The organism is Variovorax beijingensis (assembly GCF_003951285.1).
GTDB lineage: Bacteria > Pseudomonadota > Gammaproteobacteria > Burkholderiales > Burkholderiaceae_C > Variovorax > Variovorax beijingensis.
This window is the reverse complement of the sequence record NZ_RXFQ01000007.1, coordinates 357951-380046: the sequence shown is the minus strand read 5'-3', so window position 1 is coordinate 380046 and position 22096 is coordinate 357951. Positions and strand designations below refer to the sequence as shown.

Annotated in this window: 23 protein-coding genes; 13 read left to right on the top strand and 10 right to left on the bottom strand. The window is 68.3% G+C overall.

The genetic code is table 11. The features are described from left to right. Position 1 precedes the first annotated feature (1 nt). From EJO66_RS15080 to EJO66_RS15055, 6 genes are read left to right on the top strand one after another with little or no spacing between them, the layout of a single operon-like run. Complete coding sequence (locus tag EJO66_RS15080) at positions 2 to 1048, top strand: Nit6803 family nitrilase (protein WP_125965523.1); 1047 nt, start codon at positions 2 to 4, stop codon at positions 1046 to 1048. Beyond that, positions 1011 to 2093 carry an MSMEG_0568 family radical SAM protein gene (locus EJO66_RS15075; RefSeq protein WP_125965530.1) on the top strand — a complete coding sequence of 361 codons (1083 nt, stop codon included), beginning with the start codon at positions 1011 to 1013 and terminating at the stop codon, positions 2091 to 2093. The genes EJO66_RS15080 and EJO66_RS15075 overlap by 38 nt, the downstream gene beginning before the upstream one ends. Positions 2094 to 2095: 2 nt before the next feature. Next, positions 2096 to 2656 carry an MSMEG_0567/Sll0786 family nitrogen starvation N-acetyltransferase gene (locus EJO66_RS15070; protein ID WP_124958626.1) on the top strand — a complete coding sequence of 187 codons (561 nt, stop codon included), beginning with the start codon at positions 2096 to 2098 and terminating at the stop codon, positions 2654 to 2656. After that, complete coding sequence (locus tag EJO66_RS15065) at positions 2653 to 3651, top strand: sll0787 family AIR synthase-like protein (protein ID WP_124958625.1); 999 nt, start codon at positions 2653 to 2655, stop codon at positions 3649 to 3651. Before EJO66_RS15070 ends, EJO66_RS15065 begins: the two co-directional genes overlap by 4 nt. Then, positions 3642 to 3926, top strand: a complete 285-nt coding sequence (locus EJO66_RS15060) for an MSMEG_0570 family nitrogen starvation response protein (RefSeq protein ID WP_124958624.1) — start codon at positions 3642 to 3644, stop codon at positions 3924 to 3926. Before EJO66_RS15065 ends, EJO66_RS15060 begins: the two co-directional genes overlap by 10 nt. A 35-nt stretch (positions 3927 to 3961) precedes the next feature. Next, positions 3962 to 5293, top strand: a complete 1332-nt coding sequence (locus tag EJO66_RS15055; RefSeq protein WP_124958623.1) for an MSMEG_0569 family flavin-dependent oxidoreductase — start codon at positions 3962 to 3964, stop codon at positions 5291 to 5293. 33 nt (positions 5294 to 5326) lie between these two features. Here EJO66_RS15055 and EJO66_RS15050 read toward each other — a convergent pair whose 3' ends face one another. Beyond that, the gene (locus EJO66_RS15050) at positions 5327 to 6010 is read right to left on the bottom strand and encodes a response regulator (RefSeq protein ID WP_124958622.1); all 684 of its coding nucleotides are present in this window, start codon (positions 6008 to 6010) and stop codon (positions 5327 to 5329) included. 252 nt (positions 6011 to 6262) lie between these two features. Here EJO66_RS15050 and EJO66_RS15045 point away from each other — a divergent pair, with 252 nt between their 5' ends. After that, positions 6263 to 7588 (top strand): DotU family type IV/VI secretion system protein, encoded by a 1326-nt coding sequence (locus EJO66_RS15045; RefSeq protein WP_124958621.1) that lies wholly within the window; start codon positions 6263 to 6265, stop codon positions 7586 to 7588. Positions 7589 to 7610: 22 nt separating this feature from the next. Further along, positions 7611 to 8729: a type VI secretion system protein gene (locus tag EJO66_RS15040; RefSeq protein WP_124958620.1), complete on the top strand. Its 1119-nt coding sequence runs from the start codon at positions 7611 to 7613 to the stop codon at positions 8727 to 8729. Between the two features lie 18 nt (positions 8730 to 8747). On the opposite strand, the gene tssJ is transcribed toward EJO66_RS15040, so the two are convergent. After that, a complete protein-coding gene (tssJ, locus tag EJO66_RS15035) occupies positions 8748 to 9260 on the bottom strand; it encodes a type VI secretion system lipoprotein TssJ (protein WP_124958619.1) in 513 nt (170 codons plus the stop codon). Between the two features lie 71 nt (positions 9261 to 9331). On the opposite strand from tssJ, the gene tssA reads away from it, so the two are divergent. From tssA to EJO66_RS15010, 5 genes are all read left to right on the top strand, one after another. Beyond that, positions 9332 to 10363 carry a type VI secretion system protein TssA gene (tssA, locus tag EJO66_RS15030; protein ID WP_124958618.1) on the top strand — a complete coding sequence of 344 codons (1032 nt, stop codon included), beginning with the start codon at positions 9332 to 9334 and terminating at the stop codon, positions 10361 to 10363. A 64-nt stretch (positions 10364 to 10427) separates the two neighbouring features. Further along, positions 10428 to 10946, top strand: a complete 519-nt coding sequence (tssB, locus tag EJO66_RS15025; protein WP_012745713.1) for a type VI secretion system contractile sheath small subunit — start codon at positions 10428 to 10430, stop codon at positions 10944 to 10946. 40 nt (positions 10947 to 10986) lie between these two features. Next, positions 10987 to 12480 carry a type VI secretion system contractile sheath large subunit gene (gene tssC, locus EJO66_RS15020; protein ID WP_124958617.1) on the top strand — a complete coding sequence of 498 codons (1494 nt, stop codon included), beginning with the start codon at positions 10987 to 10989 and terminating at the stop codon, positions 12478 to 12480. Positions 12481 to 12623: 143 nt separating this feature from the next. Next, the gene (locus EJO66_RS15015; protein ID WP_124958616.1) at positions 12624 to 13106 is read left to right on the top strand and encodes an Hcp family type VI secretion system effector; all 483 of its coding nucleotides are present in this window, start codon (positions 12624 to 12626) and stop codon (positions 13104 to 13106) included. A gap of 68 nt (positions 13107 to 13174) precedes the next feature. Next, on the top strand, positions 13175 to 13735 hold the full coding sequence (locus tag EJO66_RS15010) for a hypothetical protein (RefSeq protein ID WP_124958615.1): 561 nt from the start codon (positions 13175 to 13177) through the stop codon (positions 13733 to 13735). Positions 13736 to 13769: 34 nt separating this feature from the next. Here EJO66_RS15010 and EJO66_RS15005 read toward each other — a convergent pair whose 3' ends face one another. From EJO66_RS15005 to EJO66_RS14975, 8 genes are all read right to left on the bottom strand, one after another. Then, positions 13770 to 14597, bottom strand: coding sequence for a PP2C family protein-serine/threonine phosphatase (locus EJO66_RS15005; RefSeq protein WP_124958614.1), 828 nt, complete (start codon positions 14595 to 14597; stop codon positions 13770 to 13772). 56 nt (positions 14598 to 14653) lie between these two features. Next, the gene (gene tagH / locus EJO66_RS15000; protein WP_125965522.1) at positions 14654 to 16312 is read right to left on the bottom strand and encodes a type VI secretion system-associated FHA domain protein TagH; all 1659 of its coding nucleotides are present in this window, start codon (positions 16310 to 16312) and stop codon (positions 14654 to 14656) included. A 113-nt stretch (positions 16313 to 16425) separates the two neighbouring features. Beyond that, entirely contained in the window at positions 16426 to 16596 is a 171-nt protein-coding gene (locus EJO66_RS32555) for a hypothetical protein (RefSeq protein WP_164547828.1), read from the bottom strand. A 2-nt stretch (positions 16597 to 16598) separates the two neighbouring features. After that, a complete protein-coding gene (locus EJO66_RS14995) occupies positions 16599 to 17861 on the bottom strand; it encodes a TIGR02270 family protein (RefSeq protein ID WP_125965521.1) in 1263 nt (420 codons plus the stop codon). A gap of 25 nt (positions 17862 to 17886) precedes the next feature. Beyond that, a complete protein-coding gene (locus EJO66_RS14990; protein ID WP_125965520.1) occupies positions 17887 to 18783 on the bottom strand; it encodes a hypothetical protein in 897 nt (298 codons plus the stop codon). 24 nt (positions 18784 to 18807) lie between these two features. Next, positions 18808 to 19938 carry a PAAR-like domain-containing protein gene (locus tag EJO66_RS14985; RefSeq protein WP_124958611.1) on the bottom strand — a complete coding sequence of 377 codons (1131 nt, stop codon included), beginning with the start codon at positions 19936 to 19938 and terminating at the stop codon, positions 18808 to 18810. Continuing rightward, positions 19935 to 20966 carry a hypothetical protein gene (locus EJO66_RS14980; RefSeq protein ID WP_125965519.1) on the bottom strand — a complete coding sequence of 344 codons (1032 nt, stop codon included), beginning with the start codon at positions 20964 to 20966 and terminating at the stop codon, positions 19935 to 19937. The genes EJO66_RS14985 and EJO66_RS14980 overlap by 4 nt, the downstream gene beginning before the upstream one ends. Continuing rightward, complete coding sequence (locus tag EJO66_RS14975; protein WP_125965518.1) at positions 20963 to 22084, bottom strand: DUF2169 family type VI secretion system accessory protein; 1122 nt, start codon at positions 22082 to 22084, stop codon at positions 20963 to 20965. The genes EJO66_RS14980 and EJO66_RS14975 overlap by 4 nt, the downstream gene beginning before the upstream one ends. Positions 22085 to 22096: the final 12 nt, after the last annotated feature.

Below are 22096 nucleotides of genomic sequence, written 5' to 3'. Positions count from 1 at the left end.
GATGGCTTCCCCACCCCGCATCGTGCGTGCCGCGGCGATCCAGATCGCGCCCGACTTCGACCGGCCCGACGGCACGCTCGAGCGGGTGTGCGGCGCCATCGACGAGGCCGCCGCCAAGGGCGCGCAGCTGGCGGTCTTTCCCGAGACCTTCGTGCCCTACTACCCCTACTTCAGCTTCGTGCTGCCGCCGGTGCTGCAGGGCGCGCCGCATCTGCGGCTGGCGGAACGCGCGGTGGTCGTGCCGGGTCCGGTCACCCAGGCCGTGGCCGAGCGCGCGCGGCATCACGGCATGGTGGTGGTGCTTGGCGTGAACGAGCGCGACCACGGCAGCCTCTACAACACGCAGCTGGTGTTCGATGCCGACGGCACGCTGGCGCTCAAGCGCCGCAAGATCACGCCCACGTACCACGAGCGCATGGTCTGGGGCCAGGGCGACGGCGCCGGCCTCAAGGTGGTCGACACGGCCGTCGGCCGCGTCGGCGCGCTCGCCTGCTGGGAGCACTACAACCCGCTCGCGCGCTACGCCCTGATGGCGCAGCACGAGGAGATTCACTGCGCGCAGTTCCCCGGCTCGCTGGTGGGCCCGATCTTCGCGGAGCAGATGGAAGTGACCATCCGCCACCACGCGCTCGAGTCGGGCTGCTTCGTGGTCAACGCCACCGGCTGGCTCAGCGACGAGCAGATCCGCAGCGTGACGCCTGATACCAACCTGCAGAAGGCGCTGCGCGGCGGCTGCCACACCGCCATCGTCTCGCCCGAGGGCAAGCACCTTGCGCCGCCGCTCACCGAAGGCGAAGGCATGGTGGTCGCGGACCTCGACATGGCGCTGATCGCCAAGCGCAAGCGAATGATGGATTCGGTCGGCCACTACGCGCGGCCCGAGCTGCTGTCGCTCGCCATCAACGACCGGCCGGTGCAGACCACCGTGCCGATGCATCTCACGCAACCCCTCGTTCAACGGAGCCCCGACCATGACCACCACAATGACCCCGCCGGACAGCCGGCAGCTGATGACCGAGCTCCAGTCCTTCGGGTTGCGGCTGGTTGATCCTTCGGCCGGCGTGGCGAGCCGGCGCGGCGGCGCAGGCCCTTCGGACCACAAGGCCGTGACGGTGGACGGCCACACGATCATGGTGCCGGTCCACACCTCGAGCGCCTGGCATTCGCCGTTCACGGCCGAGGCGCCCGATGCGGCGGGCATGAGCCGCGTGATGCGCGGCAGCATTCCCATCGCGAGCATCAGCTTTCCGAAGCAGCCGCGCTTCTATGCGATGCAGACCTTCGACGGCGTGCCCTATTCGCACATCGCCACGCTGCACGGCAGCGACGTGCTCGCCACCACGGTGCTGCAAAGCTGCATCCGCTACGAGAGCCGCAGGAAAAGCTGCAAGTTCTGCGCAATCGGCCAGTCGCTCGCGGCCGGCCGCACCGTCGCGCGCAAGACGCCCGAACAATTGGCCGAAGTGGCGCGCGCGGCCGTGCTGCTCGACGGCGTGAAGCACATGGTGATGACCACCGGCACGCCCAACGCCACGGACCGCGGCGCGGCCATCCTCTGCGAGAGCGCCTTCGCGATCAAGGCCGCGGTGGACATCCCGATCCAGGGCCAGTGCGAGCCGCCCGACGACGACCAGTGGTTCCACCGCATGAAGGCCGCGGGCATCGACACGCTGGGCATGCACCTCGAAGTGGTGACGCCCGAGGTGCGCGAACGCATCATGCCGGGCAAGGCCAGCGTCCCCGTCTCGCGCTACATGAGCGCCTTCGAGGCGGCGGTGGGCGTGTTCGGGCGCGGCCAGGTCAGCACCTACATCCTGGCCGGCCTCGGCGACACGCGCGAGGCCATCCTGGGCACCTGCGACCAGTTGCTCGCGCGCGGCGTGTACCCCTTCGTCGTGCCCTTCGTGCCGATCAGCGGCACGCCGCTCGAGGACCATCCCGCGCCGTCGCCGGAATTCATGAAGTCGCTGCTGGCGCCGCTGGCCGAGCGCGTGGTGGCCGCCGGCCTGCGCTCGGCCGACATCAAGGCCGGCTGCGGCAAGTGCGGCGCCTGCTCCTCGCTGTCGGTCTACGAAAAAGAAAGCGGAAGCTGAGCATGCTGTGCATCGACGACCTCAGCGGGCTCGACCCGCACTACGCGCCGGTCGAATACCTGGTGCGCGAAGCGGCGCAGCAGTGGGAGCGCGAAGAGGCCATGGCGCTGCGCCGCGCGGTGTTCTGCATCGAGCAGGGCATCTTCGCGCGCGATGACCGCGACGCGATCGACGGCCATGCGCAGCTGCTGGTCGCCATGTCGTGCAACGGCGGCATGCCCGAGCAGGTGGTGGGCACCGTGCGCATCCACCGCGGCGAGGCAGCGGGCGAATGGTGGGGCTCGCGGCTGGCCGTGCATCCCGCGTTCCGCAGCCAGGGCCATCTGGGCGCCACGCTGATACGGCTCGCGGTGTCGCGCGCCAACGCGCAAGGCTGCGATGAGTTCTTCGCGCAGGTGCAGATGCAGAACGTGCCGCTGTTCCAGAAGCTGGGCTGGCAGCTGCTCGAGGAGAGCGCCGTCCACGGCCGTCCGCATGCGCGCATGCAGGCGGGCCTCGCCTTCTATCCGCCTTGCCACGACCCGCTGAGCGGCTTCGTCACGCGCGCGAAGGTGCTGTCATGACGAGCGTCCGCGACATTGCCGAAGCCCTGCGCGCCACGCGCGGCTTCGCCCACAAGCGCGACATCAGCGACGTGGTGTCGGCCCTCGGCCGGTCGCTGCCCGGCGGCCATGCCGCGCTCGCGCAGGCCGTGCCCATCGGCGACGACTGCGCCGCCATTCCCGACGGCCATGGCGGCTACCTGCTGTTCGCGATCGAAGGCATGGTGGAAGACTTCATCGTGCGCATGCCGTGGTTTGCGGGCTACTGCGGCGTGATGGTCAACGTGAGCGACATCTATGCGATGGGCGGCCGCCCCACGGCCGTCGTCGATGCACTGTGGAGTACCGGCATGAACCCGGCCGACGAGGTGCTGCGCGGCATGGCCGAGGCCTCGGTGCGCTACGGCGTGCCGGTGGTGGGCGGCCACAGCAACAACCGCAGCGAACGGCCGCAGCTGGCGGTCGCGATCCTCGGCCATGCGCGGCGCCTGCTGACGAGCTTCGACGCCAAGCCCGGCGACCTGCTGGTGATGGCGGCCGACCTGCGCGGCGCCTACGAGGAGCCCTTTCCCTACTGGAACGCATCGACCACGGCGCCGGCCGCGCGGCTGCGCGCCGACCTCGAACTGCTGCCCTCCATCGCGGAAGACGGCCTCTGCCGCGCCGCCAAGGACATCAGCATGGCCGGCGCGGTGGGCACCGCGATGATGCTGCTCGAATGCTCCGGCGTCGGCGCGCGCATCGACCTCGATGCACTGCCCAGGCCCGGCGGCGTGCCGCTGCTGCGCTGGCTTTCTTCTTTTCCGAGCTACGGATTCGTGCTCAGCGTGCCGCCTTCGCAGGTCGCGCCGGTGCTCGGCCGCTTCGCCGCGCGCGACATCGCCTGCGCGGTGGTCGGAGAGGTCGATGCAGCGCGGCAGGTGCGGCTGCAGGCAGGCGGCAACGAGGCCCTGCTATGGGACTTCGGCCGCGATGCCTTCATCCAGCCACCACAGGAGGCGCTCGCATGCCCGTGATGCACTTCCAGGTGCGCTGGCCCGACGCCAGCGAAACGCGCTGCTATTCGCCCTCGTCCGTGGTGCAGGATTTCTTCGCGCCCGGCGAGCGCTATGCACTCGAAGACTTCCTGCAGCGCTCGCGCGAGGCATTGGGCATCGCCTCCGAACGCGTGCGCGCCAAGTACGGCTTCGCGTGCTCGCAGGCCATGGACCAGCTCGCCGAGATCGAGCGCATCGCCATCCGCTTCACCGGCACCGCCGATGCCCAAGTCACCGTCGTCGCCTTCGATTGACGCCCCTGCATCCAGAGAGAAAGAAAGAAGACCCCATGTCCTATCCTTTTGGCGGACGCAGCCACTACAGCGTCATCGTCGTCGGCGGCGGCCAGGCCGGCCTGTCGCTGAGCCACGGCCTGCAGCAGCGCGGCATCGACCACCTCGTGATCGAGAAGCGCAGCCTCGTGCACAGCTGGCGCACGCAGCGCTGGGATTCGTTCTGCCTGGTCACGCCCAACTGGCAGTGCCAACTGCCCGGCTGGGCCTACAGCGGCGACGATCCGCACGGCTTCATGGTGAAGGACCAGATCAACGAATGGCTGGCCGGCTTCGTCGCGCATGTGAAGGCGCCGGCCATCGAGGGCGTCACGGTCGAGCGCGTGACGCGCGTGCCGGGCGCAGGCGGGCGCGAACGCTTCGACGTGCAGACCGACACCGGCAGCTACACCGCCGACCAGGTGGTGGTGGCCTCCGGCGGCTACCACCGCCCGATCGTGCCGCGCCTGGCCGAGAAGCTGCCGCCCCACGTGGTGCAGTACCACTCGGCGCAGTACCGCAATCCGGCGCAGCTGCCCGAAGGCGCGGTGCTGGTGGTGGGCTGCGGCCAGTCGGGTTCGCAGATCGCCGAGGACCTGCACCTGGCCGGGCGCAAGGTGTACCTTGCCACCGGCGATGCGCCGCGCTGCGCGCGCTTCTACCGTGGCCGTGAAGTGGTCGACTGGCTCGCCGACATGAAGTACTACGACATGCCCGTGACCGAGCACCCGCTGCGCGAGGGCGTGCGCGACAACACCAACCACTACGTGACCGGACGCGACGGCGGCCGCGACATCGACCTGCGGCGCTTCGCGCTCGAAGGCATGGAGCTGTACGGACTGCTCACCGGCCTGGGCGGCGACGGCACGCTGGAGTTCCAGCCCAACCTGCGCGAACACCTGGACAGCGCCGACGCCACCTACAACCGCATCAACGCCTCGATCGACAAGTTCATTGCCTCCCGGGGCATCGAGGCGCCGCCGCCCTCGGTCTACACGCCGGTGTGGGAGCCGCCCGAGGAGCGCACGCGCCTGAACCTTGCCGGGGCAGGCATTGCGAGCGTGCTCTGGTGCATCGGTTTCTCGCCCGACTTCGAATGGGTGGATGCGCCGGTGTTCAACGGCCGCGGCGCGCCGGTGCACCAGCGCGGCGTGACGGGCGTGCCGGGGCTCTACTTCCTGGGGCTGCCGTGGCTGCACACCTGGGGATCGGGCCGCTTCTCGGGCGTGGCGCGCGACGCGGAGTTTCTTGCCGCGGCGATCGAGGAGAGAAAGAACGCGGCGGCGGCAGGCCGAGCCGATGCGCGGGAGGAAGAACCGGCCGGTGCCCAGCTGCGCGCCGCAGCCTAGGCCGCGGCCTGGCGCATCGCCCGGGTGCGCGGCTCAGACCTGCTGCGCCTCGGTCAGCGCCTGCGCGGCCACCACCGCCTCGGTGCGGTTGCGCACGTTGAGCGCGCGGAAGATGGCCGCCAGGTGGATCTTGACCGTGCCTTCGCTGATGCCCAGGCTGCGGCCGATGAGCTTGTTGGGCTTGCCCTGCGAGAGCAGCTGCAGCACCTCGACCTGGCGCTCGGTGAGCACGCTGCGCAGGTGCTCGAGCGTCTGGGACGAAGCGCCTGCGGAGCGGGCATCGCCGTTCTGCGTGGGCGCCACGCCGGCCACGATGCCGGGCGGCAGCGCCGTGAGCATCATGGGCGGCACGTACACGCCGCCGGCCAGCACCAGCCGCACGGCCGACAGCATGACCTCGGGCGAGTAGGCCTTGGGAATGAAGCCGAGCACGCCGCGCTCCAGCGCGCTGCGCATGATGGCCGGGTCTTCGTAGCCCGAGAGCACGATGACCGGCACGGCCGGATGGCGGCGGCGGATTTCGTCGATGTGCGCCTGGCCGTCGGCGCCGGGCATGTTGAGGTCGATCAGGGCCAGGTCGAGCTCGTCGGTGGCGCCGGCAAGCAATTCGTCGACGCTCATCGCCAGGACGAACTCGATGCCGGGCTCGAGCTCCGACAACTTGGCCTTGACCGCCTCGATGACGAGCCGGTGGTCGTCGGCGATCAGAATTTTCATGGCATGTCCCAGTGTCCCCGCGTGCATCATTGAACTCAGCGGATGCCGAAGATACCGGCGATTGCCCCGCACAGCAAGCCGGTTTGCCCGACGAACGGCATAGTCCCCAAGCGATATGGCGCCCGCCGCCCCGCGTTCGGAAGATGGAATCCTTACTCGAAGGAACCGGGGACATGGGGATGTGCCATCGCAGCAGACGCCGGTGCAAGGCATCCTCCGCAATGCAGGCGCGGTGAGCGGGCGCGGTCATCCATGGTCCGGCTGCTCGACTGTTTTTCCGCATTCGTCTCCTTCGGCCTCGCCCTCGACGCATCGATTGCCGCCGGCCGCGCCGCGCCGCCCTCGCACGATGCCGCGCAGCAACAGGCGCGCCGGCTGCTCGACGCGGCGCGCGCCAGCGCATCGGGCCAGCCTGCCGCGCAGGTCGAATCGGCGGTCTTTGCGATGGTCGCCTGGATCGACGAGATCCTGGCGCGCCACCCTGGAGCGGCCGCGGGCGCGGCGCCGCTGCAGGTGCAGCTGTTCAACTCGAACAATGCGCACAGCGAGTTCTTCCACCACCTCTCGGCGCTGGGCGCCGAGGACGATGAACTGCGCGAGGTCTACTGGCATGCGCTGGTGCACGGCTTCAAGGGCCAGTACTACTTCGAGAGCGACGACCGGGGCGAGCTCGGCAAGCTGAAGGAACTGCACGGCCGCCAGCTGCGGCTCAGGCCCCTGGCGCTCGGCAGCCTGGTGCAGGACCGCATCACGCCGCAGCCCTATGGCGTGGCGGATCCGCCGGGCCCGCACGACCTGCAGCGCCGCGACCGCACGCTGCTGCGCGCGGTCGGCGCGCTCGCGCTGCTGCTGCCGCTGCTCTATCTCCTGTGGTGGCAGTGGTTGGCGGGGCCGTACGCGGGGGCACCGGAACCGGCGCAGCGCATCGAGCAGCATCTTCAGAGCTATGCATGTGCCGATCTCTCGGCTTCCGCCGACAAGGGCGGCAAGCTGCATGTGAGCGGCTTCGTCTCGCTGCCAGCCGACGTCGAGCGGGTGGAGCGCGAGGTGGCCGGCCTGCTCGACGTCGGCGCGCCCACGTTCGATGTCAAGCTGCGCGTATGGCCCCACTGCGAGGTGTTCGCCATCCTGAAGCCTTACCAGCTGCGCAACCGCGAGAAGGCCCACGGACTGGGCGTGACGGCCGTGACGGCCCGCAACGGCCGGCTGCGCGAAGGAGACGACGTGCGCATGCAGGTGGCCGCGCCCAGGCACGACAGCTACCTGTGGGTGGACTACTACACCGCCGACGGTTCGGTCATGCACCTGAACACCGGCCAGGCGCCGGTGCGGCTGCGCGCCGGCGAGAAGCTGGAGCTGGGCCGCGACATCCCGGCGAGCTGGCTTGTGGCCCCGCCCTTCGGCACCGTGCTGGTCACGGTGCTCTCGTCCCCCACGCCGTTCGGCGGCGCCGCCGACCGGCCGCCGTTCGAACTCGCTTCGGCCTACCTGCTGCGGCTGCGCGAAGCGCTCGCGGCCAACAAGGGCAGCGAGCGGCTGCTTGCCGATTTCGAGTTCCTCGAAACCACTGCGCGTTGAGAACCGCAGCCCGCCCTCCGCCATGCCTGCCGCGCTGTCGTCCGCCCATTTCTTCTGGCTCCTGCTCGCGCTGTGCCTGGCCGGTTTTGCACTGCTGTACGCCGCGGTCCGCGACGCGGGCCGCAGTGCGCGCCGCCGCGCGCTGCGCCGGCGCATTGCCGCGCTCGGCCCGCCGGCGGCCGCAGCCGACGAAGCCGCGATCGAAGCCATGAGGGAAGCCATGTCGCACGCACGCCAACTCCTGCGCCAGCCACCGCGGCAGCAAGCCGCGCCGGTGCCCTGGTTTCTCTTTCTCGGCGATGCGGCGGCCAATCTGCCGGGGCTGCTGGCGGCGGCCCATGCCGAGCACCTGCCACCCGCAGGCAGCGAGCCTTTCGGCGAACCCTACTGGCGCTGGTGGCTCACCGGCTCGATGACGGCCATCGAGCTCCACCCGAGCGCCGTCAGCGACCTGGCCGCGGCGCCGCACGCGCGCGCGCTGTGGCTCCAGGCGCTCCTCGCACTGGCCGAACGGCGCGACCGCGTGCCGATCAACGGCGTGGTGGCCTGCGTGGCAGCGAGCGAACTGCTGCACCCGGCCAACCCAGGCGTGAAGCCGCTGGCCGCCAGGATGCGCCGGCTGCTCGACGAAGCCGCGGACACCCTGCGCCTGCAGCTGCCGGTCTACCTGGTCGTGACCGGCCTGGAGCAGCTGGCCGGCTATGCCACGCTGCGCGGCGCGCTGCCGCCCGAGGTGCTGGCGCAGGCCATCGGCCATCGCCTGGCCGAACCGGCCGCCCATGGCGAGACCGCGGCCGAACGGCTCGATGCATTGTTCGACCCGATGGCGCGGCAGCTGCATGCGCTGCGGATGGCGCTGCTGCGCGAACAGCCGGGCGCATCGGGCCGGCTCGCGATCCATGAATTCATCGAGGCGCTGCGTGCGCTGCAGCCCGCATTGCGCGAGGTGGCCGATGCCCTGTTCGAAAGCCATGGCCGCGGCTCGCGCGGCCCGCGGTGGCGCGGCCTCTACGTGACGGCCGCCACATCGGGCGCGGCCGGCGGTGCGTTCGTGCACGACCTGTTCGAGCGCTTCCTGCCCGCCGACCAGCCACTCGCGCGGCCCGGCCGCCCGCCGAACGCCAGCGCGGCGAGGGCATGAACGGCCCGCGCGCGGGGCTTATTTGCTGTCGATGCGGATCTGCCGGGCGCCGAAGGTCACGGTGAGTGTCTGCGGCTTGCCGGGCTCCACCGCGCGCACTTCGCGCCAGCGCGCACGGTCGAGGTCGCGGAACGCGGCCATCACGCCGATGGCCTTGGCATCGGCCGGCAGGGTGAGGTCGAGCTTCCTGCTTTCGCCCGGGCGCAGCAGCATCTCTTCGCGCTGCACCAGCTCGGCGCCGAGCGTGGCCTGGTCCTTTTCGAACAGCGAGAAGAAGTCGGCCCCTTCGAAGGGGCCGGGCGACTTCAGCGCATAGATGCGCACCGTGAGCGGTGATGCGCGGCCGCGCGCATCGGGGTTGGCATCGGCACCGGCCGAGAGCGTGATCGACACCGGCGTGACCACGGGCTTGCTTGCGCAGCCCGCGATCAGAGCGCCGGTCAATGCAAGCCCGCAGGCCAGTGCAAGACGCCGCGAAACCGCAGCAAAGGAGCGTCCATAGGACGAATGGTGTGTACCCAGCGTGCGCATGCTATTCCCTTCGTTGCATTGACCGGTTCGGACGCATCTTTGATTATCACCAGCCAACTCGAACAGGCAACATGCTGACCAACGAACTTGTCGAAGCCCTGCTCACGCCCATCGGCGAGGCCTCGCCATGCGGCGACGATCTGGAGTACGACGCGGCCTTTACCGCGCTCACCACCGCAGCGCAAGGCAAGCCCGAGCAGCAGTTCGGCGACACCGTCATCCCTGCGGTGGAGCCGGAGTGGCGCGAGGTGGCCGAGCAGTCCGACGCGATCCTGCGCCGCAGCAAGGACGTGCGCGCCGCCGTGCTGCTGCTGCGTGCTTCCACGCGGCTGCAGGGACTTGCCGGTTTCGTTGCCGGGCTCGAACTGCTCACCCGCCTGCTCGACAAGTTCTGGGACGGCATACATCCAAAGCTCGATGCCGAGGACGACAACGATCCCACCATGCGCCTGAATGCGCTCGCGCCGCTCGGCGACGAGACGATGGTCCTGCGCGACCTGTACGACGCGCAGGTGGGCGTGGCGCCCGGCGTGGGCGCCATCCGCGTGCGTGACATCGCGGTGGCCAACAATGCATTGAATGCAGTGGGCGGCGAAGCCACCTATTCGCCGGCACAGATCCAGGGCGGCCTCGAAGCGCTCCATGCCGAGCGGCCCGAGCTGATCCAGGCCGCCATCGGCGTGCCCGGCCTGGTCGAGAAGCTGCAGGCCCTGCTGGTGGAGCGCACCGGCCGCTCCGACGCGATCGATCTCTCCCCGGTGCGCACCATCGGCCGCATGCTGCAGAAAGCCTGCAGCGCCGCCATCGGTGCGCCCGAAGAAGCCGGCGCCACCGAAGAAACGCAAGGCGATGCCCCGCAGGCCGGCGGCGCGCCGCGGCCCGCTGCCGCGCGCGGCGAGATCCAGAGCCGGCAGGACGCACTGCAGATGCTGGACCGCGTGATCCGCTTTCTCGAACAGACCGAGCCCGGCAACCCCGCGCCGCTCCTGATCGAGCGCGCCAAGAAGCTCATCGGCGTGAGCTTCCTCGAAATCATGGCCAACCTCGCGCCCGGCGCGCTGGACACGATCGAGACCGTGACCGGCAAGCGCCCGTCCGAGTAGCCGTCCTTCCCCTTTTTTTCCTGTTGATCGAACCGCCCCATCTACCCCCGCAAGGAGCATCGCCATGGCCAAGAGCAGTCAGAAATTCATCGCCCGCAACCGGGCGCCACGCGTGCAGATCGAATACGACGTGGAACTCTACGGCGCCGAGAAGAAGATCCAGCTGCCCTTCGTGATGGGCGTGCTGGCCGACCTGTCGGGCAAGCCGGCCGATCCGCTCGCGCCCGTGGCCGACCGCAAGTTCCTCGAATTCGACGTCGACAACTTCGACTCGCGCATGAAGGCCATGAAGCCGCGCGCCGCCTTCGCGGTGGAGAACTCGCTGACCGGCGAAGGCGAGCTCAAGGTCGAGCTCACCTTCGAGAACATGGAAGATTTCTCGCCCGCCGCCGTGGCCAGGAAGGTCGGTGCGCTCGACAAGCTGCTCGAGGCGCGCACCCAGCTGTCGAACCTCGTGACCTACATGGACGGCAAGAACGGCGCCGAGGAACTGCTGGCCAAGGTGCTCGAAGACCCGGCCCTGCTGCAGTCGCTGGCGGCCACCGCCAAGCCCGACGACGAAGCGGCCAAGCCGGCCGCCTGATCCCCAACACCCGACACACCGGACCCCGAGGAGAACCACCATGGCCGAAGCACTCGAGCAGAGCGCACTCAAGGATGTCGCCTATGCGGGCAGCGATTTTTCGTCGCTCCTGCAAAAGGAATTCAAGCCGCGCAGCGACGAAGCCAAGAGCGCCGTCGAAGCCGCGGTGCTCACGCTCGCGCAGCAGGCGCTGAGCAACAGCACCGTCATCGGCAAGGACGTGACCAAGTCGATCCAGTCGATGATCGCCGCGATCGACGCCAAGCTGACCGACCAGGTCAACAAGATCATCCACCACCCCGACTACCAGAAGCTCGAGAGTGCGTGGCGCGGCCTGCACTACATGGTGAACAACACCGAGACCGACGAGCACCTGAAGATCCGGGTGATGGACATCTCGAAGACGGATCTCGCCAAGAGCCTGAAGAAGTTCAAGGGCGCGGCCTGGGACCAGAGCCCGATGTTCAAGAAGATCTACGAACAGGAATACGGCCAGTTCGGCGGCGAGCCCTTCGGCGCGCTGGTGGGCGACTACCACTTCGACCAGAGCCCGCCCGATGTGGAACTGCTCGGCGAGATGGCCAAGATCGCCGCCTCGGCGCATGCGCCCTTCATCACCGGCGCGAGCCCCAACCTGATGCAGATGGAATCGTGGCAGGAGCTCGCCAACCCGCGCGACCTGACCAAGATCTTTCTCACGCCCGAATACGCCGGCTGGCGGTCGCTGCGCGACTCCGACGACGCCAAGTACCTCGGCCTGTGCATGCCGCGCTTCCTGGCGCGCACGCCCTACGGCGCCAACACCAATCCGGTGGAGGAATTCGACTTCGAGGAAGACACCGCCGGCGCCGACCACAGCAAGTACGCCTGGGCCAACGCAGCCTATGCGATGGCCACCAACATCAACCGTTCCTACAAGCTCTACGGCTGGGGTTCGCGCATCCGCGGCATCGAGTCGGGCGGCGCGGTGGAGAACCTGCCGCTGCACACCTTCCCGAGCGATGACGGCGGGGTCGACCAGAAGTGCCCGACCGAGATCGCCATCAGCGACCGGCGCGAGGCGGAACTGTCGAAGGCCGGCCTGCTCTCGCTGATCCACCGCAAGAACTCCGACTTCGCGGCCTTCATCGGTGCGCAGTCGCTGCACAAGCCGGCCGAGTATGACGACCCGGACGCCACGGCCAACGCCAACCTGGCGGCCCGCCTGCCCTATCTCTTTGCCTGCAACCGCTTTGCGCACTACCTGAAGTGCATCGTGCGCGACAAGGTCGGCAGCTTCAAGGAGCGCGACGACATGCAGCGCTGGCTCAACAAATGGATCATGAACTACGTGGACGGCGACCCCGTCAACTCCTCCGAAGAGACCAAGGCCAGGAAGCCCCTGGCCGCGGCCGAGGTGGTGGTGGAAGAGGTCGAGGGCAACCCCGGCTACTACACCTCCAAGTTCTTCCTGCGTCCGCACTACCAGCTCGAAGGCCTCACGGTGTCGCTGCGGCTGGTGTCGAAGCTGCCCTCTGCCAAGGGCGGCAAGTAACGGGCGGCATATGCCGTCGGGGGGCCTTTGAAAACGGGGCCCATTGCTCGTTCTCTCCATAGCTCCCGGGCACCACCGCCGATCAGGCACCGCACGGAAGCCCTTTTTATCTCTGACTCGCACACAACTGAAAGGTAAGCATCATGGCTGCAGACATGTTTTTGAAGCTCGAGGGCGTCGACGGTGAATCCAAGGACGATTCGCACAAGAAGGAAATCGACGTCCTGTCCTGGAGCTGGGGCGCCAGCCAGTCCGGCACCGGCCACGTCGGCGGCGGCTCGGGCGCGGGCAAGGTGAGCGTGCAGGACCTCTCGGTCACCAAGTACGTGGACGCCTCCTCGCACCTGCTGCTGCTCGATTGCTGCAACGGCCAGCACATCAAGAAGGGCACGCTGGTGGTCCGCAAGGCCGGGGCCACGCCGCTCGAGTACGTCAAGCTCACGATGGAAGACATCCTCGTCAGCAACATCCACACCGGCGGCAGCGGCGGCGAAGACCGCCTGACCGAAACCGTCACGCTGAACTTCTCGAAGTTCAAGTACGAGTACACGCCGCAGAAGGCCGACGGTTCCGGCGATGGCACCAAGGAAACCGGCTGGGACATCGCCGCCAACAAGAAGGTCTGAGGCGCCTTGCGCCGCGGCCGCCCGGTGGACGGCGGCCGCCCCCTTGACCTTCCAGCCGGAGACATGCGATGGCAACACTCAACGCCAAGGTCCTTCAGTGGGCCAGCGCACAGGTCGGCAAGCAGATCGGCGCGGGCGAATGCTGGGACCTGGCCAACTCGGCCCTGGGCCAGGCCGGCGCCGGCACCTCGTCGGATTTCGGCCCGATGGGCGCCGACGACGACTACATCTGGGGCGACGAGGTCGCGCTCAAGGATGCGCTGCCCGGCGACATCCTCCAGTACCGCGACTACGAGATGACGACGACCACCACGACCGACGTCACCTTCTCCGACGACTCGGGCTGGGTCGACGCCCCCTCGGTGACGGTCGGCCACCCGCACCACACCTCGGTGCTTTCCAAGAACCCGGGCACCGGCGCCATCACGGTGCTGGAGCAGAACTACAAGGGCAACAAGGAAGCGGTGCGCTCCAGCACGATCCGCTGGAAGGGCAGCTCGACCTCGACCACCACCCGCAAGCTGATGAAGCGGCAGGACAACGGCAAGATGGAATCGGCCGTCGTGGTGGTCACGGTGGACGTCACCGTGACCGGCACGCTCAAGGCCTACCGGCCGAAAAAGCCCTGAGGGAGCCTGCCGGCGGACAGCCGGCAGCGCGCGTCTAGTCCGCCGGTTTCCCGTTCGCCTCGATGGCCGCCGGCATCGTCTCTTCCTCGACCGCCGGCATCAGGCGCGTGGCATCGTCGCCGTCATCGGGAATCACCCACAGCGTGAGCGCCGTGTAGTTGTCGTACCCCGGCTTGGCGTGCGCCTTGATCTGCGCATCGAGCTGCTCGGTCCACTGGCTGGGCGTGCGCGAAGCGTGCAGCGTGTCGACCAGGCACTCGTCGCCCAGCGGCTCCCACACGCCGTCGCTGCACAAGAGCAGCACGTCGCCGGGCATCAGGCGCATGCGGTCGGACACCGTGATGTCGGGCGCTTCCTCCACCGAGCCGAGCGCCGAGAGCAGCATGTTGCGCTGCGGATGCAGGCGCGCGCCCTCCTCGTCGAGCATGCCGCCGGCCACCATCTGCTGCACCAGGCTGTGGTCGGTGGTGCGCGCCACGATGGCGCCGCCGCGAAACAGGTAGGCACGGCTGTCGCCGCTGTGCACCCAGGCCAGCGCCTGGCTCTCCAGGTCGATGGCCGCGAAGACCACCGTGGAGCGCATGCCGGCAAGCTTGCCGCCTTCGGCCTGGCGCGCCACCACGTCGCGGTTGGCCTGCTCGACCAGCGTGCGCAAGGTGAATTCGTCCAGCCCCGGCGCCGCCGAGAAGCCGCCCAGCACGCTGCTGCGCGCCGTTGCCGCCGCCACATCGCCGCCGCCATGGCCGCCCGCGCCGTCGGCCACCAGGCAGGCGACGTAGCGCTCGTCGTGCCAGTGGCCATGGACGTCCTCGTTGTAGTTGCGGCCGCCCTGCCGGGACAGCGTGACGATTTCGATTTCCAAGCGGGGTGCCTCGCGTTTGCTGGTGCTGTTGTATTCGTGCCTGAGGGAAAAGTTCTTCAGGTGTCCGACTTGAGGCGCGCCATCTGCTCTTCGTAGGCCTCGAGGAAGGCCTTGCCGAAGAGGTTGTGGAAGTCGTCTTCCGCCTCGCTCGCGATGCCGCCGTAGAGCGCGACGAACTGGTCCCAGAGCTTGGCCTTGCGGTTGGCGCTGAAGAGCGCGTCGAGCGCCGACTTCGCGCTGATCTTCTTCTCGAGCTCTTCGGGCTCGAAGCGCGCAATGACATGGGCCAGCGCCGCACGCATGCCCACCATCACGCCGAACTGGTGCGCGCGCAGGTCGTTGAAGGCATCGCGCATCGCGGCCTCCGGCGGCATGAAGCCGCGTACGCCGGGCCCCAGCAGGTGGGCCAGCGCGACCTCGACGGTCGGCGAGAACTTGAGCGGGTTGTTGGCTTGCGCCGCGATCATCGTGACCTCGGCGCGCACCTCGCGCTTGAACTCCTGGCGCGTGAGCAAGAGCTGCAGCGTGCCCTCGGTGGCGCTGCGCAGGATCGAGCCGATGCGCTCCATGAGGCCGGGCGTGAGCATCTCGGGCGCCTGGTGCGTGCTGGCGAGGCCGCGCAGGAAGGCGGCGAGCAGTTCGTCGTCGGAAGCGGTGCGCGGGGCTGCGGCGGGCACCCGCTGGACGGGCGGCGGCGGTGGTGGTGGCGGCGGCAGTGGCTCGAACGGCCGGCTCGCAACCTCGGGGCCGCTGATGCGTATCGGCTGCCCCGTGATGTCGTCGAAGCGCGGCGGTGCTTCCGCCGGCGCGGCGGCCGGTGGCGGCGTGATCGCCTTCGGCGGCGTGAAGCCGAACTGGTCGATCGGCAGGTGGTCGGAGCGCGGTGTCGGCGTGGGCGGCGCCGCGCTCTGCAACGCGGCCAGCGGATCGGCGGAAGAAGCCGTGTTCGGCTGCAGCAGCGGGTCGGCCAGCGGCGACAGTGCGAGCGGATCGCCGCCGATGCCGCCGCCCCCGCCCATGCCGCCGAAGAGCTCGTCGATGCCGGCTGCCTTGCCGTGCGCGGGCGGCGCGCCGAGGTCGGAGAAATCGTCGAGCGCACCCAGGCCTGCGGCCGGCGCGGAGGAAGGCGTGGGCCCGAGCAGGTTGGCGAACGGATCGATCTGCGCAGCCTGCGCGTTGCGCGAGCCGCTTTCCATCGGGTCGGGGAAGAGCAGCGGATCCGCGCTTGCCGGCGCGGCGGCCCTGGCACCGGGCGCACGGCCCCCACCGGCCGCGGCTGGCGCAGGCGATCCGAGCCCCGCAAGCAGGTCGGCAAAGGGATCGTCGCCGGTGCTGGCCGCGGGGGCTGCGCCCAGCGGCGCCGACATCACGGTATTGGGAATGGCCAATGCCGGCGGCGCGGCCGCGCTCATGCGCACGCTGAGTTCGAAGCTGCCCACGACCAGCCGCGCGCCATCGGTGAGCGGAGCCTCCTTGCCCGAGCCCAGCGACACGCCGTTGCACTGCATCGGATTGCTGCCGCGGTCGATGACGAAGTACTGGCCGTCGCGGCACAGCACCTGGGCGTGCACCCGCGAGACCGTGCGGTCGGGATCGACGAGCACCAGCGTGTTGGTGTCGGCGCGTCCGATGGTGCCCCCGTTGGGCCCGAAATCGGCAGCGATGGGCTGCCCCGCCGGAGCGCCTTGCCGGGTGATGACAGCGATATGGATCATGAATCTGCCCCCGAGGCTCTATGCCCTTCTACGCCCGAACACAGCCCGCGCATGCACGGGCGAAAAAACTCAGAAGGAGTATTCATTCCGTGGAGCAGGTTGGCAATCTCGCCTTAAGAGGTATGCCATTGCAGCCAGGCGGCGACGGCGGTGAAGATGAGGGCGATGAGGAGCCAGGTGCGGGTGGCGGGGTCGGTGCGCCGTGGTGTGTTGCGCGCCCAGCGCAACGCGGCCGCGATCAGGAAGGCGATGGCCAACGCAGCAAGGATGTACCGAGCCTGCATGGCTACGCCTCCATCTGCGACAAGAGCCACTGCTGGCGCCAGGCCGGCGCTGCCGCGTTGAACAGCGGCCTGCCCGGCGCCATCAGGGACAGATGCTCGGCGGCGGCGATGCGCTGGCGCTGGAACCCCGTCTTGAGCACGGCGAGGCAGTGCCCCTGCGTGACTGGTTCGCCCACGAAGCAGCGGATGCCGTGCGGAAAGCGGTGGCCGTTGACTTGCCACCATGCATCGATCTTTTCGGCATCGGGCCAGGGAAGGCCTTCGTCCTCGTCCATGGCAACGTCTTCGTCGTCCGGGTCGTCGTTGGGGCCGGCCACGGGGTTCTCCGGGGGCTGCAGTTCGAGATCTTCGGCGGCAAGGTCCAGCCCGGTGATCGTGCTGAAGGATTCGCCCGCCAGCCTTGCGAGCTTCAGGTCGCCCATCTGCGCGATGAGCCAGGGCACGTAGTGCGGGTCGCCGGCGGCACCGATGCCGCGGATCAGGATGCGGACCGAGTCATCCTTCTGGGCGAGCGTCTGGAGCAGCGCATGGGCCTGTTCGGCGGGAAGAACCTTGAGCGCCAGCATCGCAGCTGCCGCCTGGCAAGGACCGCCCTCCCCCGTGAACGCAACGAGCATTCGGAGTGCGGCCTGCCGGTCGCCGAGCAGCAGCGCGGCGCGGGCCGATTCGAAGCGGCGCTGGGCGTCCTCGTGCATCAGCCCGCCCAGGCAGCCGGGCAGCAGATCGATGCGGCCCAGCTTGCCGGCAACGACGATGGCCTGCGCCGAGTGCTCTTCATCGGCCATGGCGGTTTCGAGCACGGTTTGCGGGTCGGCATGGTGCATGGCGCATGCGGCAAGGCCTATGTCCCGGCGAAAGGCGTGCGGCGAATCCAGCAATGCGCGGGTGATGCCGCGCAACGCGGGGGCCGGCACCCAGCCGAAGGCGGAGACCAAGCCCACCCGCGCCTCGGGCACGGCCTCGGCAAGCGACAGCAATCTTTCGAGCAATGCAGGGTCTCGGGCCTCAATCGCGCCGACTGTCGCCACGAATACGGGCCCGGAGCCCGGTGAATCCAACGCGGCCAGGCCGAGATGCCTTGCGTAGTCGCCCGCAACAGCCAACCCATCCAGACTCGCCGCCAGGCGATCGTCCAGGCGCCGCAATCGGTGCAGTTCCACTTGGGGCGCACGCACCTGCACCGACCGCGTCGAGCGCAATGCATCCGCGCTCTCGAGGTGCTGCTGCACCACCGTCGGTACAGGAGGTCGGGCGAATGCGGACATGGCCATGTGCGAGATCAGTGGTCGCTCAGACAATGCGCGTCCACGCCTTTCCGTCGAATTCCATGATGTCGGTTTCTCCGTTCGACCACATCACGTCTTCGCAGGCACTGAGCTGGTAGGTGGTTTTCGGCGTGTGCTTGCCGTAGGCCACCGGACGCAGGCGGTCTCCGTCGAGAACGAAAAGGCCATCGAGCGTCGAGACGTAGAGTTTTCCCGCAAACCATTCCAGGTCCCAGATGTCCTCAGCCGTGTCGCCATGATCGATCAGCGACCATCGATCGGTCTGGCCATGCAGCAGTGTTCCGCCGTGTCCGCCGATGTACACGGTGCCTTCCGCAGTGCAGACCACCGCGGTCAGGTTGCGGTTCGTCGGAACGTCCTGCCGGCGCCATGCCTTGCCGTCGAAATGCCAGACGCCGCCCTTGAAGCCGACCGCAAAAAGGTCGGATCCGCCGAAGCCATGGATGGCCTGGCCATCGAAGCTGCCGGGCAGGCCTTCGTCGATCCGGGTCCAGCGGTCCAGCACGTCCATCCGATAGACCATCCCGCGGATGCCGATCGCATGGGCAACGCCTCCGATCTCGCGCACCGAGCGCAGTCCGCGCGAACGCTTCTCCTTCGGCGGCGGTGCGCTGTTCTCGAAGAGATCCTGCGTCACGCGGTCGTCATCGGTGTCGGCGGTGTAGTACCCGGCTTCGGAGATGTCCACCGTGCCGTCTTCGGGATGGTCGATCAGGCAGACGCTGTGGGCGTCATAGTTGCAGTCGCCGCGGTCGATTTTTCCGTCGTCCCACAGGAACACGTAGGCATGCGGTTCTTCGCGGCGCTCCAGCCTCGGATCGCAGGCATAGATGAATCCGCAGCGCGGCGAGATCACCGCCGCCGTGCGGAAGATCAGATCCTTGAAGGGGGCCTTGCTCATGGTCGACTCCTGTGACGCGCGGCTTCAGCGGCGCTTGGGTTTCTTGGGTTTCATGCTGCGCGGCTTGCTGACTTCGCCGGCCGTCGTGGGGCGGATCTGGTCGGACTCCTCGATTCCCATGGCCTGGTGTCCGGCGCGGACCTGGGACTGGGTGCAGTCCTTGTCGCAGCCCGTCACCGCGGCAACGGCCTTGGCGCCGACATCCTCCGCTTCCCCCACGCTCCAGCGCGGCTCCCCGATGATCGACTTGCCTGTCTTGGAGACGTTCTTGGCGTCCAGCGACTTGTGGTTGACCGTCAGGTTGTTGGTCTCGGTATGGATCTCCCCATGTGCACCGGTCGAATGGCTGTTGCCCTTCGCGCACACGCAGGGCGCGCCGTTGTAGCTGTATTTTTTTCCGGCACCCAGCCGGATGCGCTTGCCCGACGAGTTGTTGAACTGCGAATCGGGAACGACATGGTGGGGCGTCGGCTTCTTGCCCTTGGAGTTGGGACAGCAGTTGTTGGGGCTCTTCTTGGTCATGACGCAGGCCATGGCGTCCCTGCATTTCTCGTTCTTCTTGCTGCACATGCTCTTCATGGCCGCCTTGCGGCTGCGCGCGGGCATCATCTTCCCGCCCTTGCCGTCGGGCTTGAGAAAGGGGCCCGCTGCGGCGGTGCAATGCGTCTTCAGCTTCTTGGCTACCGCGGCGCACGGATGATCGCTGCCGGCGGCGAATGCGGCCTCGTCGATGTAGGGCCAGGTGGGCGAGTTGCCGGGAAAGGATGCGTGGTTGTGGGTCGTGATGTCCAGGTTCCTCACGACGTTCTCGCCCTCCACTTTCACATCCATCGACCACGCGTTGAAGTAGACCTTGCCCATGTTCTTGCTGGTCACCACGCCTTTCTTGGGTGCGCAGCCCGCCTCGTCGCCCGAGCTTCTCTTGAAGTAGCTCTTGTTCTTGAGCATCACCTCCTGGCCGGAGATCTTCACGCTCGTGGAGCCACTCGTCGTATCGGACGCCATTCCGGTATTCGGATAGGGAATGGGAACGCCCGGCGGCGTTGCGGGTGTCTGCGGCGGCGTGAAGCACACGTCCGGGAAGGCGCAGATCGCCTTGCCCGCCGCCTGCTTGCAGGACACCTCCATGTTGTTGGCATAGACCTGGTTGCTCATTCGGGCACCGTGTATTGCAGGCAGAGCGCCACGCGCTGGCCGGCGTCGTTGGCCATGTGCGCAAGGATGTTCGGGCCGGGGGCGTAATGCTTCTCACAGGCCGCCAGCGCACTGGAGACGATGGCAATGCCGGATGCGGCGCCCACCTCTCCGGTGCATTCCGCCGGATGCCAGATGTCGAACGCCTCCTTGCGAACGCGCAGCGTGCGCGACAGCGCCAGCGCCGCCTCCTTGAAGTAGTACTGCTCTCCCGAAAGATCGGTGATGCGCAAATCCATCTGGTGCATCTGGCACCCCGCGTCGGCCAGCGCCGCCTTGACGGCCTGGGCAAGACCTTCGGCGCGCAGCGGCTCTTCGCTTTCGATGTGCGCAAGCTCGCGGCCAAGGCCGATGCCGGTGCACAGCAGTTCGCCGGCACGGCCTTCGGGCGCGCCCAGCAGCAAGGCGCCGGCAGCCTCGCCGGGCATGAAGCCATCGGTATTGCCGGCCGTGAGGAGGCGGTCCCCACGCTCGTAGTGGCCGAGCGTGGGCCAGGACAGCAGGCTGTCGCTGGCGGCCACCAGCACGCGTGTCGCACGCGGCCCGGCCATCAACGCACGTGCCTGTGCGAAGGCCACCGCGACGCCCACGCGGCCCTGCGCAACGATCATCGAATCGGCCGAGAAGCCGACACCCAGCAGTTCCTGGATGCGCTGGAAGAGTTCGTCGTCCACCCCCTCCATCCGCCCGGGTCTGTCCGCTTCCGCAACGCACAGGATCAGGGGTAATGCATCCCACTGTTCCCGCGGGACATCCGCCAACGCCTCTCCGATCGCCATCGCGGCCATCCGCGCCAACCTGGCAAGGCCGCGCCAAGGCTGCTCCAGCGGCACCTGGTGCGCCATGATCCACTCTCCATCGGCATCGATGAAGCGGGTCTCGCTCGGATTCGTCAGCCTGGCGCGGAACGCCGCACAACTCGCCGGCGCAGTCAGCCCGACCGGCGTGACCAGGCCCGATCGAAGAATGGCGAACGGTGGCGAACTCATGTCGCCTCTGCCTCTTCGGACGGCATCGGGATCATCACCACCGGAATCGGGAAGGCCATCTGCTCGCGCTGCTGCCACCACTCCGTGCCCTTCTTTCCGACCAGCACCTGCGCGATCTCGTGCAGGTTCTTCCGCAATGGCCTCGTCACTCGCCACGAGAGGCTGAAGCGCCGCGCGTCCGGCTCGATCGCCACGGTGTCGAGCACGGCGGTGTAGTCCTCGCGCTCGCCGCGCTTGGGGAACACATGCACCGGCGCAATGAGGTGCGGAAGGGTGAAGTGCGTGATGCCTTCCGGCGTGAGATTGCCCAACGCCACCTCGACCGGGCCTTGCTGGAAGAACTCCAGCGGCACCTGCTGGTCCGCCGGTGCGGCCTGGAAGTACTGGGGATCGAAGTCCGGCGGCAGGAACGGAAAGTGCTTCTCCAGCCATTCGTCGTCGTAGGTTCCGGCAAAGCACGCGCGTGTGGACCACCCGCGCCCCACCGGACCGAAAGCCATCGGTTGATAATTGCCGCTTGGATCACGCACGGCATGGCCGATCTGTTCGGTCCGTGGCAGGGGCGCTCCGTCGATCCAATCCATCCGGTTGTGCCTGTGGAATCCGCAGCCCACCGGGTTGGGCATGAAAGCCACGTGCTCCGAGGGATCTTCATGCCGCAGATCGACCCCGCCGAATGCGACGTCGTACGAAAGAGGCTGCCGCACGAAGGTTCCGGGCGGCGACGCGGTGACACCGAGCGGCGCCCAGACCCAATGCCGTGGCCCCACCACGTTGAAGCTCTTGCTCCAACCACCCACCCTGACGCCGACCTCGACCTCCGTGGAGGGCCTCCCCTCCGGCGCGTAGGCAGTGCCCGACAGCAGGATGTCGCAGCGCGGCTTGCACGGTGCGAAATCCACCTCCTGCAAAGGCGCCGAAAGCCCCGGCTCTCCGGTGAAGGTGTCGGCAGTCACGAGCGGCAACTGCTGCTCGTGCAGCTCGAAATGCCCGGCCGCCTCGCCGGGCTGCGGAATGCGGAAGGTGCCCTTGATCACAACCACCAGAGACTCGCGCCCGCTGGGCGCCAATCCGATATTGATTCCCGCGACCATGCGCGTGGCGTTGACCAGTTCCACGAGGTCTTCTCC

What these genes read in the sequence shown, in the direction of transcription:
- EJO66_RS15080 (WP_125965523.1), top strand. Translation starts at nt 2, where the DNA reads ATGGCTTCCCCACCCCGCATCGTGCGTGCCGCGGCGATCCAGATCGCG.
- EJO66_RS15075 (WP_125965530.1), top strand. Translation starts at nt 1,011, where the DNA reads ATGACCGAGCTCCAGTCCTTCGGGTTGCGGCTGGTTGATCCTTCGGCC.
- EJO66_RS15070 (WP_124958626.1), top strand. Translation starts at nt 2,096, where the DNA reads ATGCTGTGCATCGACGACCTCAGCGGGCTCGACCCGCACTACGCGCCG.
- EJO66_RS15065 (WP_124958625.1), top strand. Translation starts at nt 2,653, where the DNA reads ATGACGAGCGTCCGCGACATTGCCGAAGCCCTGCGCGCCACGCGCGGC.
- EJO66_RS15060 (WP_124958624.1), top strand. Translation starts at nt 3,642, where the DNA reads ATGCCCGTGATGCACTTCCAGGTGCGCTGGCCCGACGCCAGCGAAACG.
- EJO66_RS15055 (WP_124958623.1), top strand. Translation starts at nt 3,962, where the DNA reads ATGTCCTATCCTTTTGGCGGACGCAGCCACTACAGCGTCATCGTCGTC.
- EJO66_RS15050 (WP_124958622.1), bottom strand. Translation starts at nt 6,010, where the DNA reads ATGAAAATTCTGATCGCCGACGACCACCGGCTCGTCATCGAGGCGGTC.
- EJO66_RS15045 (WP_124958621.1), top strand. Translation starts at nt 6,263, where the DNA reads ATGGTCCGGCTGCTCGACTGTTTTTCCGCATTCGTCTCCTTCGGCCTC.
- EJO66_RS15040 (WP_124958620.1), top strand. Translation starts at nt 7,611, where the DNA reads ATGCCTGCCGCGCTGTCGTCCGCCCATTTCTTCTGGCTCCTGCTCGCG.
- tssJ (WP_124958619.1), bottom strand. Translation starts at nt 9,260, where the DNA reads ATGCGCACGCTGGGTACACACCATTCGTCCTATGGACGCTCCTTTGCT.
- tssA (WP_124958618.1), top strand. Translation starts at nt 9,332, where the DNA reads ATGCTGACCAACGAACTTGTCGAAGCCCTGCTCACGCCCATCGGCGAG.
- tssB (WP_012745713.1), top strand. Translation starts at nt 10,428, where the DNA reads ATGGCCAAGAGCAGTCAGAAATTCATCGCCCGCAACCGGGCGCCACGC.
- tssC (WP_124958617.1), top strand. Translation starts at nt 10,987, where the DNA reads ATGGCCGAAGCACTCGAGCAGAGCGCACTCAAGGATGTCGCCTATGCG.
- EJO66_RS15015 (WP_124958616.1), top strand. Translation starts at nt 12,624, where the DNA reads ATGGCTGCAGACATGTTTTTGAAGCTCGAGGGCGTCGACGGTGAATCC.
- EJO66_RS15010 (WP_124958615.1), top strand. Translation starts at nt 13,175, where the DNA reads ATGGCAACACTCAACGCCAAGGTCCTTCAGTGGGCCAGCGCACAGGTC.
- tagH (WP_125965522.1), bottom strand. Translation starts at nt 16,312, where the DNA reads ATGATCCATATCGCTGTCATCACCCGGCAAGGCGCTCCGGCGGGGCAG.
- EJO66_RS32555 (WP_164547828.1), bottom strand. Translation starts at nt 16,596, where the DNA reads ATGCAGGCTCGGTACATCCTTGCTGCGTTGGCCATCGCCTTCCTGATC.
- EJO66_RS14995 (WP_125965521.1), bottom strand. Translation starts at nt 17,861, where the DNA reads ATGTCCGCATTCGCCCGACCTCCTGTACCGACGGTGGTGCAGCAGCAC.
- EJO66_RS14990 (WP_125965520.1), bottom strand. Translation starts at nt 18,783, where the DNA reads ATGAGCAAGGCCCCCTTCAAGGATCTGATCTTCCGCACGGCGGCGGTG.
- EJO66_RS14985 (WP_124958611.1), bottom strand. Translation starts at nt 19,938, where the DNA reads ATGAGCAACCAGGTCTATGCCAACAACATGGAGGTGTCCTGCAAGCAG.
- EJO66_RS14980 (WP_125965519.1), bottom strand. Translation starts at nt 20,966, where the DNA reads ATGAGTTCGCCACCGTTCGCCATTCTTCGATCGGGCCTGGTCACGCCG.